The following is a 15,837-nucleotide window of genomic DNA, read 5'->3' as shown; positions in this document are numbered from 1 at the left end:
GAAACCTTTTCTCCGGCACAGGTGGCCCATGTGCTGTCAAAATTAACCTTCACATGCTGTACAGGGCATGCGGAGCGCCATGCAGCCCGTGTGGCGGCTTCACATCAGCATTGCTCTTGGCTCTGTCATGCGTTATGCTGCGCCATATTTTTATCCGCAAAGATACCGTCTGCCGCGCCTCCCGCAGGCAGGCAATACGGAAACCGCAGGAACGGAGAGCCGGACAATGAATGCCGTAACAGCAGAAGCCAGCATTCCCGCAGCCACGCACGCTCCCGCCCCGGGCATCGGTCGGGACGGGGCAGACGCGCTCCTGTACGGTGTTGTGGGCTGGCCGCTGACGCAGAGCCTTTCTCCCCTGCTGCACAATACCGGCTTCAAGACTCTCGGCCTGCCCGATCTTTATCTGCGGTGGGAAGTACCGCCGCAGCGGCTGGCCGCATTTGTGGACAGCGTGCGCCTGCTCAACATCCGCGGCTGCTCCGTTACCATTCCGCACAAAGTTGCCCTGCTGCCCCTGCTGGATGAGGTCAGCCCTCTGGCCCGGCGTGTGGGCGCGGTCAACACCATCTACTGGCGTGGCGGTCTGCTTTACGGCGACAATACTGATGTCGCGGGGTTTATGGCCCCGCTGGCGCAGGAAGCGCTTGGCGGCGCGAATGTGCTTGTTCTGGGCGCAGGCGGCGCGGCCCGGGCCGTGGCGGCCGGCCTGACTGCCCTTGAGCCGGGCAGCAGGCCCGAAAATATTTATGTGGCTACACCCTCCGACCGTTCGCACCTGCCCCTGGCCGAAGAATTCGGCCTGAAGCCGCTGGACTGGAGCCGCCGCCACGATGTGCCGGCGCTTCTGGTCGTCAATACCACTCCCCTGGGCATGCGGGGCAAGGCCGAAGGCGAAAGCCCCTATTCATTTGAGACCACAGGTAAAAACCTGGGGCCACATGCTGCCGGGGCAACGGCCATTGCCTATGATATTGTATATAACCCGTTGAAAACACGCTTCTTGCAGGAGGCCGCCCGGGCGGGCAGACGCTGCCTGACGGGGCTGGACATGTTTTTCGGTCAGGGAGATGCCCAGTTCCGCCTGTGGACGGGCCAGCCCCTGCCCCTGAACGCGCGGCACGCGCTGGAGACCGCGCTGGCCGCAAGCTAGGGCATGGCGCCTCTAAGAGTACGGGGTCTCAACAGATTGCAGACGCCGCCACAGCGCTGAGCAGTACAAGTGCACTACGGTGCGCCGTTACCGCAATGCCTGCGGGCAACGGCCGAAGCTGCGCCACTCCTTCATGGCGGGCACCTGCGCACGCGACGCAACCGGGCCTGGGCGCAATGCAGCCTGGTTACGCCGCCGTTTCGCACAAAAGCCCTCTTGCGGCAACCCTCGCCGTTGCAACAACTGTCCGCCCGAACTCCCGGTGGACGCAAACGAGGTTCATATGCGCATACTGGTCCTGCATGGGGTCAACCTGAACATGTTCGGCAGGCGAGACCCGGCCCACTACGGCAGCGCCACCCTGGCCCAGATAGATGACGCCCTGGCGACTCTGGGCAAGGAACTTGGCGCTACGGTGGAAAGTTTTCAGACCAATCACGAAGGCGTCATGGTGGAGCGCATCCACAAGGCTGCGGATGAGGACGTACAGGCCGTCGTCGTCAATGCCGGAGCCTGGACGCATTACAGCCATGCCATTGCCGATGCCCTCGCCATACTGGAAATCCCCGTGGTCGAGGTGCACATGTCCAACGTGCATGCGCGAGAAAATTTCAGGCACCATTCCGTGCTGTCGTCCGTCTGCACAGGCAGCATCTGCGGCTTCGGGCCGTCGAGCTATCTTCTCGGGCTGCGTGCCGCGCTTGATGCGGCGGAGGCCTGCGCAGCCGGAAAGGTGCGAATCTGAAAGGTTCCACTGCCCTGGAACTAGCTTTTTGCGGTGTTCTGCGTTACTCCCTGAGACATTCTTGACTTGTCCAGGGTTCCCCCCAACAGCCTCTAACCAGAGAGTTCACATGAACGACGCCATCAATCTGAGCCGGATGCGCGACGCCGCCTTTACGGCGGAAGTGGAGGCGCTAAGCGGCCAAAATGTTTCAACCTGCTACCAGTGCGGCAACTGTACAGCCGGCTGCCCGGCAGGCTTAGTCTATGACCGGCAGGTCAGCCAGATCATGCGCGCCGTACAGCTTGGCCTCAGGGATGAAGTGCTGAATTCGCGCTCTATCTGGATGTGCCTTTCCTGCTCTACCTGTAGCCTTCGCTGTCCCAACAACATCGACGTTGCGGGCATAATGGAAACACTGCGCCACATGGCCCGCAAAGAAGGCCGCGTGACCGTGCCCAAGGTGGAAAAGTTCTGGTTTTCCTTCCTTGATACGGTGCGGGCCTTTGGCCGCACCTATGAAATCGGCACCATGGCCCTGTATATGATGCGCTCCATGCGCGTGTTCACTGACGTGGACCTCGCCCCGGAAGCTCTCAAAAAAGGCAAGCTGGGCCTCAAACCCCACGTTCTGCCCCAGGGAGCAGCCCCGGTTTCGCGCATTTTCCAGCGCTATAAAGAACGCGCCAAGCGCGAGGGGGTACGCCCATGAATTTTGCCTACTACCCCGGCTGCTCGGCCCGAGGCTCTTCCAAGGACTACGAAATGTCCACCCAGGCCGTGTGCAAGGCGCTGGACATGAACCTTGTGGATATTCCGGACTGGAACTGCTGTGGCTCCACCCCGGCCCACGCCGTGGATACCGAGCTTTCCGCGGCCCTGTGCGTGCGCAACCTCGACATTGCCGCCCAGCAGCAGGCCGAACTGCTGCTCACGCCCTGCCCGAGCTGCCTTTCCAATCTCAAGCTGGCCGCCAGACGTATGGAAGACCCCGCGTTTCGCCAACGTGTGGACGAACTGCTCGACGGCCCCTCGGCCAAGACCTTTCCGCCCGTGACCTCGGTCATGCAGGGCATTGCCGAAGCCTATGATATGGAAACCATCGCCGCCCGGGTGCGCAAAAACCTCAAGGGTCTCAGGCTGGCCGCCTATTACGGCTGCCTCATGAGCCGCCCCGCAGAGATCATGAACTTCGGCGATCCGGAAAATCCCACACTTATGGAAAGCATGCTCGCCGCCTGCGGCGCTGAAATGGTGGACTTTCCCCTCAAAACAGCCTGCTGTGGCGCGTCGTTCGGCATTCCCGAACGCGTGATGACGGCCCGCAATTCCGGGCGCATCCTCGACCTTGCCACGCAGCTTGGCGTGGATGCCGTCATCGTGGCCTGCCCGCTCTGCCAGATGAACCTTGATCTGCGCCAGCAGCAGGCATCCAAAGAAATGGGCACGGCCTTCCACCTGCCGGTGCTCTACTTCACCCAGATGATGGGCATAGCCTTTGGCCTTGACCACAAGGAACTGGGGCTTAACAAACTGCGCGTCAGCCCTGACGGCCTCATCCGCAAGCTGGACGAACTCCGGCGCAATTCCGCCGCCGCAGACAAGGCCGCTGAAGGAGGCAGGTCATGAGAATAGGCGTTTTCGTCTGCCATTGCGGCAGCAATATCGGCGGCACCGTTGACTGCGCCAAGGTGGCTGAGATTGCCCGCACCTACCCCGACGTGGTGTACGCCGACGACCCCATGTACACCTGTGCCGAACCCGGCCAGGCAGCCATTGAGGCAGCCATTCACGAGCACAAGCTTGACGGCGTTGTGGTGGCTTCCTGTTCGCCCCGCATGCACGAGCCGACCTTCCGCCGCACGGTGGAACGCGCGGGGCTCAACCGCTACATGCTCGAAATGGCGAATATTCGCGAGCATGTCTCGTGGATTGGCCGCGACAAGGAAGCCAATACCAACAAATCCGCCGAACTGGTCCTGCTGGCGGTTGAAAAGCTGCGCAACAACAAGCCGCTGCTCGCCAAAAGCTTTGACGTCAACAAGCGCGTGCTCGTCATCGGCGGCGGCGTGGCGGGCATTCAGGCCGCCCTTGACTGCGCCGACGGCGGCGTGCCCGTGGTGCTTGTGGAGCGTGATGCCACCATCGGCGGCAAAATGGCCAAGCTGGACAAGACCTTTCCCACGGTGGACTGCTCGGCCTGCATTCTCGGCCCCAAGATGGTCGACGTGGCCCAGCACTCCAACATCACGCTGTATGCTTATTCCGAGGTGGAAGACATCTCGGGCTATGTGGGCAACTTTACGGTGAAAATCCGCAAAAGGGCCACCTATGTGGACTGGAGCCTCTGCACCGGCTGCGGAGCCTGCACAGAAAAATGCCCCAGCAAAAAAACGCCTGACGCCTTTAACGAAGAGATCAGCAACACCACGGCCATCACCATTGCCTTTCCGCAGGCCATCCCCAAAAAGGCCGTCATCAACGCCGGGCACTGCCGCCAGTTCATCAAGGGCAAGTGCGGCGTATGCGCCAAAATATGCCCCACCGGGGCCATCAAGTATGACATGGAAGACGAGATCATAACCGAAGAGGTTGGCAGCATCGTGGCCGCCACCGGCTATGACCTCATGGACTGGACCGTGTACCAGGAATATGGCGGCGGCGCTTACCCCGACGTTATCACGTCCCTGCAGTACGAGCGGCTGCTCAATGCCTCCGGTCCCACTGCCGGGCATATCAAACGCCCCTCGGACGGCAAGGAACCAAAAAACATCGTTTTCGTGCAGTGTGTCGGCTCGCGCGACAAATCCATCGGGCGGCCCTACTGCTCCGGCTTCTGCTGCATGTATACGGCCAAGCAGGCCATCCTGACCAAGGACCACATCCCCGACTCCCAGTCCTATGTCTTCTATATGGACATCCGCGCCGCAGGCAAGATGTACGACGAGTTTACCCGCCGCACCATGGAAGAATACGGTACGGAATACATCCGCGGGCGCGTCTCGCAGATATACCCCGACGGTCAGGGCCAGCTCGTGGTTATGGGCGTAGACACGCTTATGGGGCAGGCCATTGAAATCAAGGCCGACCTTGTGGTTCTGGCTGTAGGCATCGAGGCCAGCAAGGGCGCACCTCAGCTGGCTGAAAAGCTGCGTATTTCATACGACAGCTACGGCTTTTTTATGGAAAGCCACGTCAAGCTCAAGCCTGTAGAAACCAATACCGCCGGTGTGTATCTGGCGGGCGTGTGCCAGGGGACCAAGGATATTCCCGCTTCCGTGGCCCAGGGTTCGGCTGCGGCCGCCAAGGTGCTGGCCCTCTTTGCCAAGGACAAGCTGGAAAGCGACCCGCAGATCGCCCAGGTGGACATGCGCCGCTGCGTCAACTGCGGCAAGTGCATCCAGTGCTGCCCCTTCGGAGCCATCAAGGAAGTGGAAGTCCGGGGCGAAGGTAAGGCCCAGGTTATTGAAACCGTGTGCCAGGGCTGCGGGCTTTGCACGGCCACCTGCCCCCAGGGGGCCATCCAGCTTTCACACGCCACAGACAACCAGATTCTTGCGGAGGTTAACGCGCTATGCCAGCTTTAGAAGGCAAAGAACTGCGGATTGTGGGTTTTCTCTGCAACTGGTGCTCCTATGGCGGCGCCGACACAGCCGGTGTGGCCCGCGCCACCCAGCCCACAGATCTGCGTATCATCCGCGTGCCCTGCTCGGGCCGCATAGACCCGCTGTTTATCGTCAAGGCCCTGCTGAACGGGGCGGACGGCGTGCTGGTTTCCGGCTGCCACCCCCGCGACTGCCACTATGCGGCAGGCAACTTCTATGCCCGCCGCCGTCTTGAAGTGCTCAAGCAGTTTCTGCCCGTGCTTGGCATTGACGACCGCCGCTTTGAATACACCTGGGTTTCGGCATCCGAAGGCCAGCGCTGGCAGCAGGTGGTCACGGTCTTCACCGACCGCATCCACAAGCTCGGCCCCGCGCCCCGCCTGGAAGATCCCGAGCCGCTGCTCAAGATCGCCGACATGGCGCTTACCTCCCTGCGGCCCTTGGGCACAGGGCAAAACGCCGCCCTTGGCGAACTCAAGGAAGCCATCAAGGCCAAACTGCCCGAGCTGGACTTTGTCATCGGCTGGGGCGAAGGCTACGATGCCGCCCATACCGTGCCCATCTTCATGAAAACTCCCGAAGATGTGGACAAGCTCGTGTGGGGTCCGCTCAACGTCAACAACCCGGCCGTCTACCTGCCATCATTCAAGGGCAAAAAAGTGGGCATTGTGGTCAAGGGCTGTGACTCGCGCTCTGTGGTGGAGCTGCTGCAGGAAAAGCTTATCCGCCGTGAAGACGTGACCATTTTCGCCATGCCCTGTGAGGGCACGCTGGATATGGCCCGCGTTACCCAGGAGCTTGGGCGCTACACCAGTATCGACAAGGTGGAATATGACGAGGCCGGGGTTACCATTACGGCCGACGGCAAGCCCCACCGCTTCTGCATGACCGACTACGCCCAGGGCAAGTGCTACGGCTGCACCACCCCCTCGGCCGTTCTTGCAGATACACGACTGGGTACACCTGCAAAGGTGGAAGCCGGCCCCCACACCCCGCCCGAACTGGCCCTGCTCGATTCCATGACGCTTGAAGAGCGCATGGCCTTCTGGCGCGGCCAGATGGAGCGCTGCCTGCGCTGCTACGCCTGCCGCAATGCCTGCCCCATGTGCGTCTGCCGCGACTTCTGCGTTTCAGACAGCCGCGACCCGCACTGGATGACGCAGGAAGACAGCGTGAAGGAAAAACTGTTCTTCCAGACCATACACGCCATGCACCTTGCCGGGCGCTGCACGGGCTGCGGCGAATGCCAGCGGGCCTGCCCCGTGGGCATTCCCATTCTGGCCCTGCGCCAGCAGATCGGCCGTGCTGTGGGCCAGCTCTTTGACGGCTACAAGGCGGGCCTCAATGCCGAAGCTGTGCCGCCGCTGCTGGGCTATGAAGTGGAAGAAAAGAACATCCATGAGAGGGACTGGAAATGAGCATGACCCGCTTTGTAACCCCCGACGGCCTGCCTGCCTTTCTGGCCTTTCTCTCGCAACAGGGTAACCGCGTGCTTGTTCCCGTGGAAAAGCCCGCGGCCAAACACTCCGTGGTCTTTGAAGCCTGGGAAGACGGCAAGCCCTTTACCCTTGCAAAAGCCACCGTGCCTGCCAAGGAGGCCGTGCTGCCCCAGTGTGAAACCCTGGTAAGCTACAAAAAAAGCAAAGACCCGGAAAATCCGGCCCGCATCTCCATACAGGTGGACGACACGCCGCAGGCCGAAGCCACCGTGGTTTTTGCCACCCGCCCCTGCGATGCGCGCGGCTACGCCATCCTTGACCGGCCCTACCTTAACGGTCCCTTTGCCGACCCCTATTACAGGGCCAGACGCGATGCTCTTACGGTCATCAGCCTTACCTGCAATTCGGGCTGCAATACCTGCTTCTGCCACTGGGTTGGCGGCGGCCCCACCTCGCCCGAAGGTTCGGACATTCTCATGACCGAAATCGAGGGCGGCTATGTGCTCCAGGCCATCACGCCCAAGGGCGAAGCGCTGCTTTCCGCCTCTTCGCTTGAAGACGGCGGCGACCGCTTCGGCAAGGTGGAGGAAGTACGCAAGGCGGCCTGGGCCAGCCTTGTGCCTGCCCCCAACATCAAAGAGGCCCCGCAAAAGCTGGCGGCCATGTTCACGGATGTGGAGTTCTGGCAAAACCAGACTGACCGCTGCCTGTCTTGCGGCGCCTGCACCTACTTCTGCCCCACCTGCTATTGCTTCAATATCACGGATGAAGGCGAAGGGCTGAGCGAAAAAGGCGGACGCCGCCTGCGCAGCTGGGACAACTGCATGTCATCCCTGTTCACGCGCGAGGCCAGCGGGCATAACCCCCGCACCACCAAGGCCCTGCGCATGCGCAACCGTGTTTCGCACAAGTACTCCACCTATCCTGAAAACTGGGGTTCGTTCTCCTGCAGCGGCTGTGGCCGGTGCATCAGCAACTGCCCCGTCTGTCTGGACATCCGCGCCATTGTGCTGGCAGCGCTGGAAGCCAAGCAAGACAAAGCCGAGTAGGAGCAGACATGGCAACCAAAAAAAATACCGCCCAGGCCAAGGGCGGCTCCAAGGCGGCCGCCCCCGCAGCCGCAGCCAAGGCCGCTGAAGTCCGGACCGAACAAAACGCTCCGGCTGCAGCCGCTGCCAAAACCGCACCCAAGGCTCCGGCCAAGGGCGGCATGCTGCGTGAAATAACGGCCCGTCCGCAACCCACGGGCAACCCCTATCTGCCTATGACCGCCACCGTGGCTGAAGTTATTCAGGAAACCGGCAATATCCGCACCCTGCGCGTGGTGCTGGACGATACCGAAACCATGAAGAATTTCGTTCACGAACCGGGGCAGGTGGGGCAACTTTCTGTTTTCGGCGCGGGCGAATCCACCTTTGTTATCAACTCGCCGCCGTCACAGAAAGACTATCTGCAATTCTCGGTCATGCAGGCCGGAGAAGTGACCGCAGCCATCCACCGCCTGTCGCCCGGCGACAAGGTCGGTGTACGTGCACCGCTGGGTAACTTCTTTCCCTACAACGACTGGAAGGGCAAAGACGTCTTCTTTGTGGGTGGCGGCATCGGCATGGCCCCCATCCGCACCATCATGCTGCACGTGCTGGAAAACAGGAAAGACTACGGCAAGGTGAGCCTGCTTTACGGCGCGCGCACCCCACGCGACATGGCCTTCAGCTACGAAGCAGAAGAATGGCTGCGCCGCGATGACCTGGACTGCACACTCTGCATCGATGCGCCCTTTGAGGGTTGGGAACACAAAGTGGGCCTCATCCCTAACGTGCTCACCGAACTGAACCCCGACCCCAAAAACTGCGTGGCCGTGCTCTGCGGGCCGCCCATCATGATCAAGTTTACCGTGCAGGCGCTGGAAAAGCTGAACTTCGCCCCGGAAAACATCGTGACCACACTGGAAAAGCGCATGAAATGCGGCATCGGCATCTGCGGACGCTGCAATATCGGCGGGCGCTACGTCTGTGTGGACGGCCCGGTGTTTACCTGGAAAGAACTTCAGGAACTGCCGCCGGAACTGTAGTTTCCTGCCAGTAATCCTTTTTTAATAATTCATTGCGAGAGAGGCCCCTTTTTGAAAAAAGGGGCCTCTCTCGCGCTCTCTCCACCAAAAACTTTTATAGGGCAATTTCACCCTGACATTACAGGGTAGCTGCACAGACCACCAGCGACCACGAACCTCGGCAACGTGTCGGCTTCGGTTCATTATAGCCCCCGCCAACAGCTTGCCCCCTGACCGGGAAACAGTACAGACATACCTTCGTTGCCTGCTGAACCCAAACCCAACGCCACACAAAGCCTACGGTTGAGGGGATTGCTCCGGATGCTTCGTGCCCGCCGGTATAGGCAGTAGCCGATCAAAGCTGATATCGCGGATGGCATTGCGCGGCGCGCAGGGAAATCACCCGAGCGAAGCGAGGGAAGCTCCCGAAGCAAAAGACGCGCAGCCCTCGCAAATACACGATAATTGAAAATCTGAAGGGGGGTGCTTCGGGGGGATGCAAGGGGGCCGAGAAGGGGGCGAAGCCCCATAACCGGCCCCGCCTTGCCGCACGCCGCGCAGGCGGCCAATAGAACAAAAGCTGAAAACCTCCCGTCCCGCAGGGCGAAAAACTCCCTTTCGAAGGGCAAGCTCATTCCTCGCATCGCCTGCCGCGCAGGCGGCCCAAGCAAAGCCAATTGGTAACACTCTTCCACACTTGCCGCACGCCGCGCAAACGCCTGACGCCAATAAAAGCATTGCGCCATACAATAACCGCTCTGGTATGAAGCCTCAGGCTATATGATAGCTCAGCCCGATGCCTGCAAGCCCGTGAATATCAAAAAGAAAGAAAATGACTGGCAACTTTTGCTGAAACATGTTCTCATACTAAAAAAGTATGTAACAGCCCCGCACGGACAAATGGAGAATACATGTTTCAGCACCGCCCTCAAAATCCCCGGTTCTCGCGCGCCCGTCATACCGGCAGGCCAGCCCCCAGAGCAATGGCAACCCAAACAGCAGCCCTGCCCACCCACAGCCGGTTGCAGGTCTTTTATTTCGCCCTCGGCATCTGCCTGCTTGCCGCCGCCTGTGTGCTCATGGCGGCTCCGGCCAAGGCCGGTCCTTTCGGCGGTCTTTTCAGCCGTGAAACAACAGTGGAAATACAGAATGAAGCCGTAAGTCTGCCCCTCGCCCAGATCAAAGAAAAGGCGTCTTTTTACAAAGTCAGCGTAGACGGAACCGACGTTGTTTTCTTTACCCTGCGTGACTCCGCAGGCAGGGTGCGGCTGGCACTGGACGCCTGTGACGCCTGCTGGCAGGCTGGCAAAGGCTATAAGCAGGCAGGGGACACAATGGTCTGCCAGAAATGCGGCATGGTCTTTCCCACCGAGCGCATCGGCATGCGCAAGGGCGGCTGCAATCCTCACCCTGTAAGTTTTACGGTTTCGGGAGATGCCGTTGTTATCCCGGCAGCGGAGCTGCGGGACGGCGTCAGATTTTTCAGGAGCCTGTAGCCTATGAACATCGTCACCATCCCCCTGCGCTGCCTGCGGCAGAAATGGGGGCGCTCCGCCGCCCTGCTCTCGGTTTTTCTTCTTGGCGTGGCTGCCATTACGGCACTCAACAATGTTTCTTCTTCCGTAGCCGAAGGCTTTGAAAAAAAGCTCAGCGCCTACGGGGCCAATATCGCCATCACGCCCAAGCGTGAAAGCCTGCAGATATCCTATGGCGGCATCCCGCTGGGCAACGCGCTGGTAGACAGCGGACACATCCCCCTGGCCGGAACACTGCGCGCCATCGCGGACATCCCTCTCAAGGACAGGATATCCGTTGTGGCCCCAAAGCTCGCCGGGCTGACCTCGTTTGCCGCACGGGCCGATGCCCCCGCCGCCCTTGTACCGCTTGTGGGCGTGGACTTTTCCAGCGAGCTTGATCTCAAGCAGTTCTGGCGCGTACAGGGGGCCATCCCCGGTATCGGGAACATGCATGCCCCGGATCCGCTCATGCGCCGCATGGAGCAAGAACACGCCCGCCACACAGCCACAACGGGCGCCGACGCAAAGCCTGCGGGCGTCATGACCGCAATGGCGGGCACCCCGCCTGAAGGGCATGGCATGTCCAGCCACGAAGAACACGCCGCAGACAGCCAGCCTCCCGCAGGAGCAGGCGGAACATTTTCTGCTGAACACCGCTTGCTGGCCGGGGCGTCTCTTGCACGGCGCCTGAACCTTGCCCCGGGGCAGACCGTTCTGCTCAGCGGCGAGCCTTTTCTGGTTGAGGGGGTGCTTCAGCCCACAGGCAGCGATGATGACAGCGTGCTTTTTGCGCCCATCGGCATGGCACAGCAGCTTTTCAATGCGCCCGATGCCGCCAGCTTTATCGAGGTGGCCGCGCTCTGCTCCGGTTGCCCCATTGAAGACATCGTGAGCGAACTGGAAGCCGCCCTGCCGGGGCAGGACATCCGCGCTCTGCGGCAGGTGGTGGCGCAGCGCATGTATTCCATATCCTTTGCCCAGAACATGGCCCTTGTGGTCACAGTGGTCATTCTTTTTTCCGCCTGTGTGATGGTGGTCATGTCCATGCTTGTTTCCGTCAACGAGCGGCGCAAAGAAATCGGCCTGCTCCGCGCTGTGGGTTTTTCTCGCCAGGCGGTCTTTTTTATTTTCGCGGCTGAAGCCCTCGTCATCGGTTTTCTGGCAGGCGCCTTCGGCTATACAGCCGGATATCTGGCAGGGGGCAAGGTTCTGGCCGCCATGCAGATTGAAGCCGCCGCCTATCCGGCCTTTTCCCTGACCGCCATGTTCGGCTACGGCCTGCTTGCCGGAAGCCTGGCGGTGCTTGCCGCCGCCTTTCCCGCCTGCAAGGCCGCCCGCGCCAATCCGGCGGCAGCGCTTACTTCGCTGTAGCCGCACAAGAGGATGAGTACATGCTTGAAGCAATTGACATAGTCAAATCATATAGCGCAGGCGGCGTGTCTGCCCCGGTGCTGCGCGGCGTGAACCTGCACATTGAGCAGGGAGAATTTGTAGCAGTCACAGGCCGTTCAGGTTCGGGTAAATCCACCCTGCTCAACGTGCTTTCCACCCTGACAGAGCCTGACAGCGGACAGGTGCTTTTTGAGGGGGCCGATTTGCGCGCCATGCGCGAAAAACAGCGTGACCATTTGCGTAACAGTGCCTTTGCCATGATTTTTCAGGCGCATCACCTTATGCCCTATCTTACGGTGATGGAAAATGTGCTGCTGCCCGGGGCCAACACCTTTCGCGGCATACCGGAAGAACTGCGTCGCAGGGCATCTGCCTGCCTGGAGCGGGTGGGGCTGGAACACAAAAAAGACAGCCTGCCCTCATCCCTTTCCGGTGGCGAACAGCAGCGTGTAGCCATTGCCCGCGGCCTTGCCGCCGCACCGCGTGTGCTTTTTGCCGACGAGCCTACCGGCAGCCTGGACATGGCTACCGGCGATGCCATCATGCAACTTTTGCAGGAGCTGAACAGCGAAGGCCTGACCATCGTCATGGTCACCCATAACCCGGACTATGCCGCGCTGGCCGGCCGCAGTGTGCACATGCTGGAAGGCAGTATGGGGCAGGCCCCCACACCGGCATTGGCAGTTGACAGACGCGCCCCTGTAGGTAATGGAAGAACTAGTCTTTCACCAAGGGAGTTTTCATGAAGAAAGTTCTTGTTCTCTGTTGCCTGCTGCTTGGCCTGCCTCTGGCGGCCCAGGCCGACAACGAAAAGATCGCCCCTGATGCCTTCATTTGTGCCGAGCTTGTGACCATCCCCATGACGGACGGCGGCCAGCCTCCCATTTTTGAGGCGTTGCAGGTCGATGGCTACGCCAGTGCCGGACTGGGCGATACCGTGGCCCACCCTGAAATTCTGGCTCCCATCCTTACGGAAGTGTATACCTATTGCCAGGCCAAACCCACCGACAAGGTGGCCGACGTATGGGCCAAGGTCCGCAAGGCACAGCCCACGCCCGGCAAGGGAACCTGGCAGGCGGATAAAACTACCTGCAAGGACTACAATGACGACCCTGACAACGGCAGCGGCTTTGTCATCTGGCTGGACGGGTACAACAGGGGCAAAAACAAAACCCAGGCCTCCATTCTGGAAAATGACGATACCCTCAAGGCATTTCTGGACGCCTGCGCCAAGCAGCCCGATGCCCTGATGCTGGACGTGCTGGCAAAAAGCGCCAAGTAGCCTCCGGCACACCGGAAACAGCGACAGTCCGCTTTCTCTCGGGAAAGCGGACTGTTTTTATCTGGCCGCCGGATGCCGGAGCCGCCGCAACTTCATGCCGCACCCTCGTACTGCTCCCGGCACAGTTGCAAGATGCGCAGCCCTGTCCAGCATGTATCGGGCTGTCAGTACGGACGCGAGTGGGCCTTGTGCAGCTGAAAGTCTTTCAGATACTGCGCGGCCACGTCTTCCGAGGTGATGAACAGCACATTCTCCGCATTTTTCTTGTCCACACCCTTGCGCAGGTTGTAGCTGCCTGTCTGCACTGTTTTTCCGTCATATATCATAACCTTGTTGTGCATGGTCTTGTGGTCACTATCCATATAAACGGCCGCTCCGGCATCCTTGAGCTGTCCTGCCAGATAGGGATTTTTGTCCTTGTTGCCCCCCTTGGCGTCAAGCACAGCCTCCACCTTTACGCCGCGTCCGGCGGCCCTGGTCAGGGCCTTGGCTATGCCAGGCTCAGAAAAATAGTAGGACAGGATGTGAATGGATTTTTCAGCCCTGTTAATATGATCGATGACCGCTTCCCGGATGCCTCCGTTCGGGGCAAAGTACGCCTTGGCCTCTGTCTGCGCGGCCCGGGCCGGACCTGCTGAGAACGCCAGAGCCAGAACAAGGGCAAGCAGCGGCAGGATTGATGTTTTTAACTTCATGAGACCTCCTGAAACAAATATCCAAACAGTTTTTCAACACCAGCGGCCAGAGGAGCAGAGGACGCCAGGCAACCGTATATGCCGTCCAGTAGACCCGGCAGACAAGACCGCTTTGACGCATGCTTCTCTTGCCTTCCCTGTAATGAGGTAGAACAAAATCGGTGGCCTTTCAAACCGGCATACGAGATGCAGGCCCATGCTGCCAGCCCGCCAAAACGGAATCTGGCTGCGGCGCTGGGCAAGTCGCTACGGCAGCGCGGCACGGGAATGCACTATCCGTCAACAGGCGAGAGGTGCAGCGTCTCCGTGGCTACACGCTCCAGAAACATCTGATCATGTTCAACCAGTACCATGCTCGGCTGATATTCCAGGATCAGGTTTTCTATCTGCACCCGTGAAATCACATCGATATAGTTCAGCGGCTCATCCCAAAGATACAAATGTGCCTCTTCGCAAAGACTTGCTGCAAGAAGCGCTTTCTTTTTCTGACCGGCGCTGAACCCGCTCATATCTGTACTAAACTGGCTTCGTTCAAAACCGAAGCGGTGCAGCACCGCCCGGAACAGGCTTTCATCAATACCCCGTTTACGGGTGAAGTCTTTCAGGCTCCCGGCCAGAAAGGAGGCATCCTGCGGGACGTAGGAGATGCGCAAACCGCCGGGAAGATACATGGTTCCCTGAAATTCCGTCAATTTCCGGGCCAAAAGCTTCAGCAACGTGGATTTTCCACTGCCGTTCCTACCGGACAGCGCCAAACGCTCTCCGCTCATGATGCTAAACGAAATCTTCCGCAGCACAGGCACATCGCCATAGCTGAAAGACAGGCTCCGGCACTCTGCAAGGCGCCTGCTGTGAAACGTCTGGAGCCGCATGGACAGTGGAGCATCATTCTCCAGGTTACGCAAAAGCTGTTTTTTTTCATCCGCAGCCTTACTGCGCCGGGATTCCACGGTTTTGGCCCGCTGCATCATCTTGGCCGCTTTGTGTCCAATAAACCCACGGTCCACCGGCCCATTGCCGAATTTGCCTTTTTCGGCCGCTCGCGACCAGTCGGCACTGCGCCTGGCACTTTCCTCCAGCCGTGCTATCTCTTTTTTGAGCCTGCTGTTGTTCGCCAGTTCCTGTTGATCCCGCCGTTCGCGATCAGTCTGCCACGAACTGAAGTTGCCGCGCTGTAGCTCTATTCCTGCACGGTTAATGGACAATACATGGTCAATGCAGCCGTCCAGAAGAACCCGGTCGTGCGAAACCAGGATAAAGCCTTTCTTGGCCTGCAAGTACGTTCCAACTATCCGGCGCGCCTTGATATCCAGATGACTGGTGGGCTCGTCAATAAGCAGAAAATTATTTCCTCGCAAAAACAGCGACGCCAGCAGAAGCTTGGTGGCTTCACCACCGCTTAGCGTCCGAAACGACCGTGTAAGTGCTTCAAGAGAAAGCTCCAGCAACGAGGCCTCTCGCTCCAGACGCCACTCCTCCAGGCCTGCACAGATGTTTCGAGCCACATCCAGACCGCTCTGTTCCGTATTTTTCACGGCAAAAGGAAAATAATCCATCTCCACCGGCGTATGAATAGAGCCGCGATGCGGGTATTCACCACACAGTAGCTTCAAAAACGTGGTTTTACCGCGTCCGTTTCTGCCGATCAGGCCAAGCTTCCAGCCCGTATCAAGCTGTAGTGATACGCTGTCAAAAACCTGCAATCCTCCGGGGTGGGCAAAATCAAGACTGGAAATACTGATCAAAGCCATACAGGAAACCTCCTGGGCGTCTGGCCTCCGTATTCACGAAGTGCGCATAAAAAAAGACTGCTGGAAATTTCCTTTCCGCAGTCTCCAAATGCACGTCTACATCCCATAAAGAATGGAGAACGCCAGAGGCAAACCCAGGTAAAGCGAAATTCCCGCATGCCGAAGAACCATCGGGGGCATCCATCCCCCGTGCTCTGCACGGCAAAACATCACAGCATGTTTTAGCGGG

General features: G+C 59.6%; 14 protein-coding genes. 12 read left to right on the top strand and 2 right to left on the bottom strand.

The annotated features are described in order from the left end of the window. Positions 1–226 precede the first annotated feature (226 nt). The 12 genes from ACZ495_RS13300 (at position 227) to ACZ495_RS13245 (ending at position 13,162) form a co-directional block, all read left to right on the top strand. Positions 227–1,153 (top strand): shikimate dehydrogenase family protein, encoded by a 927-nt coding sequence (locus ACZ495_RS13300; RefSeq protein WP_394027069.1) that lies wholly within the window; start codon positions 227–229, stop codon positions 1,151–1,153. A gap of 283 nt (positions 1,154–1,436) precedes the next feature. Beyond that, on the top strand, positions 1,437–1,898 hold the full coding sequence (gene aroQ, locus ACZ495_RS13295) for a type II 3-dehydroquinate dehydratase (protein WP_015939102.1): 462 nt from the start codon (positions 1,437–1,439) through the stop codon (positions 1,896–1,898). 109 nt (positions 1,899–2,007) lie between these two features. Beyond that, a complete protein-coding gene (locus ACZ495_RS13290; RefSeq protein ID WP_015939103.1) occupies positions 2,008–2,589 on the top strand; it encodes a 4Fe-4S dicluster domain-containing protein in 582 nt (193 codons plus the stop codon). Beyond that, on the top strand, positions 2,586–3,506 hold the full coding sequence (locus ACZ495_RS13285; protein ID WP_464262400.1) for a CoB--CoM heterodisulfide reductase iron-sulfur subunit B family protein: 921 nt from the start codon (positions 2,586–2,588) through the stop codon (positions 3,504–3,506). The genes ACZ495_RS13290 and ACZ495_RS13285 overlap by 4 nt, the downstream gene beginning before the upstream one ends. Then, the gene (locus tag ACZ495_RS13280; protein WP_015939105.1) at positions 3,503–5,464 is read left to right on the top strand and encodes a CoB--CoM heterodisulfide reductase iron-sulfur subunit A family protein; all 1,962 of its coding nucleotides are present in this window, start codon (positions 3,503–3,505) and stop codon (positions 5,462–5,464) included. The genes ACZ495_RS13285 and ACZ495_RS13280 overlap by 4 nt, the downstream gene beginning before the upstream one ends. Then, complete coding sequence (locus tag ACZ495_RS13275) at positions 5,452–6,900, top strand: hydrogenase iron-sulfur subunit (protein ID WP_015939106.1); 1,449 nt, start codon at positions 5,452–5,454, stop codon at positions 6,898–6,900. Before ACZ495_RS13280 ends, ACZ495_RS13275 begins: the two co-directional genes overlap by 13 nt. Continuing rightward, positions 6,897–7,970 carry a 4Fe-4S dicluster domain-containing protein gene (locus ACZ495_RS13270; RefSeq protein ID WP_407843967.1) on the top strand — a complete coding sequence of 358 codons (1,074 nt, stop codon included), beginning with the start codon at positions 6,897–6,899 and terminating at the stop codon, positions 7,968–7,970. Before ACZ495_RS13275 ends, ACZ495_RS13270 begins: the two co-directional genes overlap by 4 nt. Before the next feature lie 161 nt (positions 7,971–8,131). After that, positions 8,132–8,992, top strand: coding sequence for an FAD/NAD(P)-binding protein (locus ACZ495_RS13265; RefSeq protein WP_015939108.1), 861 nt, complete (start codon positions 8,132–8,134; stop codon positions 8,990–8,992). A gap of 890 nt (positions 8,993–9,882) precedes the next feature. Beyond that, on the top strand, positions 9,883–10,467 hold the full coding sequence (locus ACZ495_RS13260) for a DUF2318 domain-containing protein (protein ID WP_464262399.1): 585 nt from the start codon (positions 9,883–9,885) through the stop codon (positions 10,465–10,467). 3 nt (positions 10,468–10,470) lie between these two features. Continuing rightward, a complete protein-coding gene (locus ACZ495_RS13255) occupies positions 10,471–11,859 on the top strand; it encodes an ABC transporter permease (protein ID WP_072311099.1) in 1,389 nt (462 codons plus the stop codon). A gap of 20 nt (positions 11,860–11,879) precedes the next feature. Next, entirely contained in the window at positions 11,880–12,626 is a 747-nt protein-coding gene (locus tag ACZ495_RS13250; RefSeq protein WP_015939111.1) for an ABC transporter ATP-binding protein, read from the top strand. Then, complete coding sequence (locus ACZ495_RS13245) at positions 12,623–13,162, top strand: HdeA/HdeB family chaperone (protein WP_015939112.1); 540 nt, start codon at positions 12,623–12,625, stop codon at positions 13,160–13,162. Before ACZ495_RS13250 ends, ACZ495_RS13245 begins: the two co-directional genes overlap by 4 nt. Positions 13,163–13,326: 164 nt before the next feature. Here the strand turns inward: ACZ495_RS13245 and ACZ495_RS13240 are convergent, their stop codons facing one another. After that, a complete protein-coding gene (locus ACZ495_RS13240; protein ID WP_407843966.1) occupies positions 13,327–13,857 on the bottom strand; it encodes a phospholipase D family nuclease in 531 nt (176 codons plus the stop codon). Positions 13,858–14,129: 272 nt separating this feature from the next. Then, entirely contained in the window at positions 14,130–15,608 is a 1,479-nt protein-coding gene (abc-f, locus tag ACZ495_RS13235; RefSeq protein ID WP_464262398.1) for a ribosomal protection-like ABC-F family protein, read from the bottom strand. Positions 15,609–15,837 lie beyond the last annotated feature (229 nt).

The organism is Desulfovibrio sp. GTC20076 (genome assembly GCF_055385905.1).
Note: the sequence above shows the minus strand (reverse complement) of the source record. Positions and strands in the feature narration are given on the sequence as shown.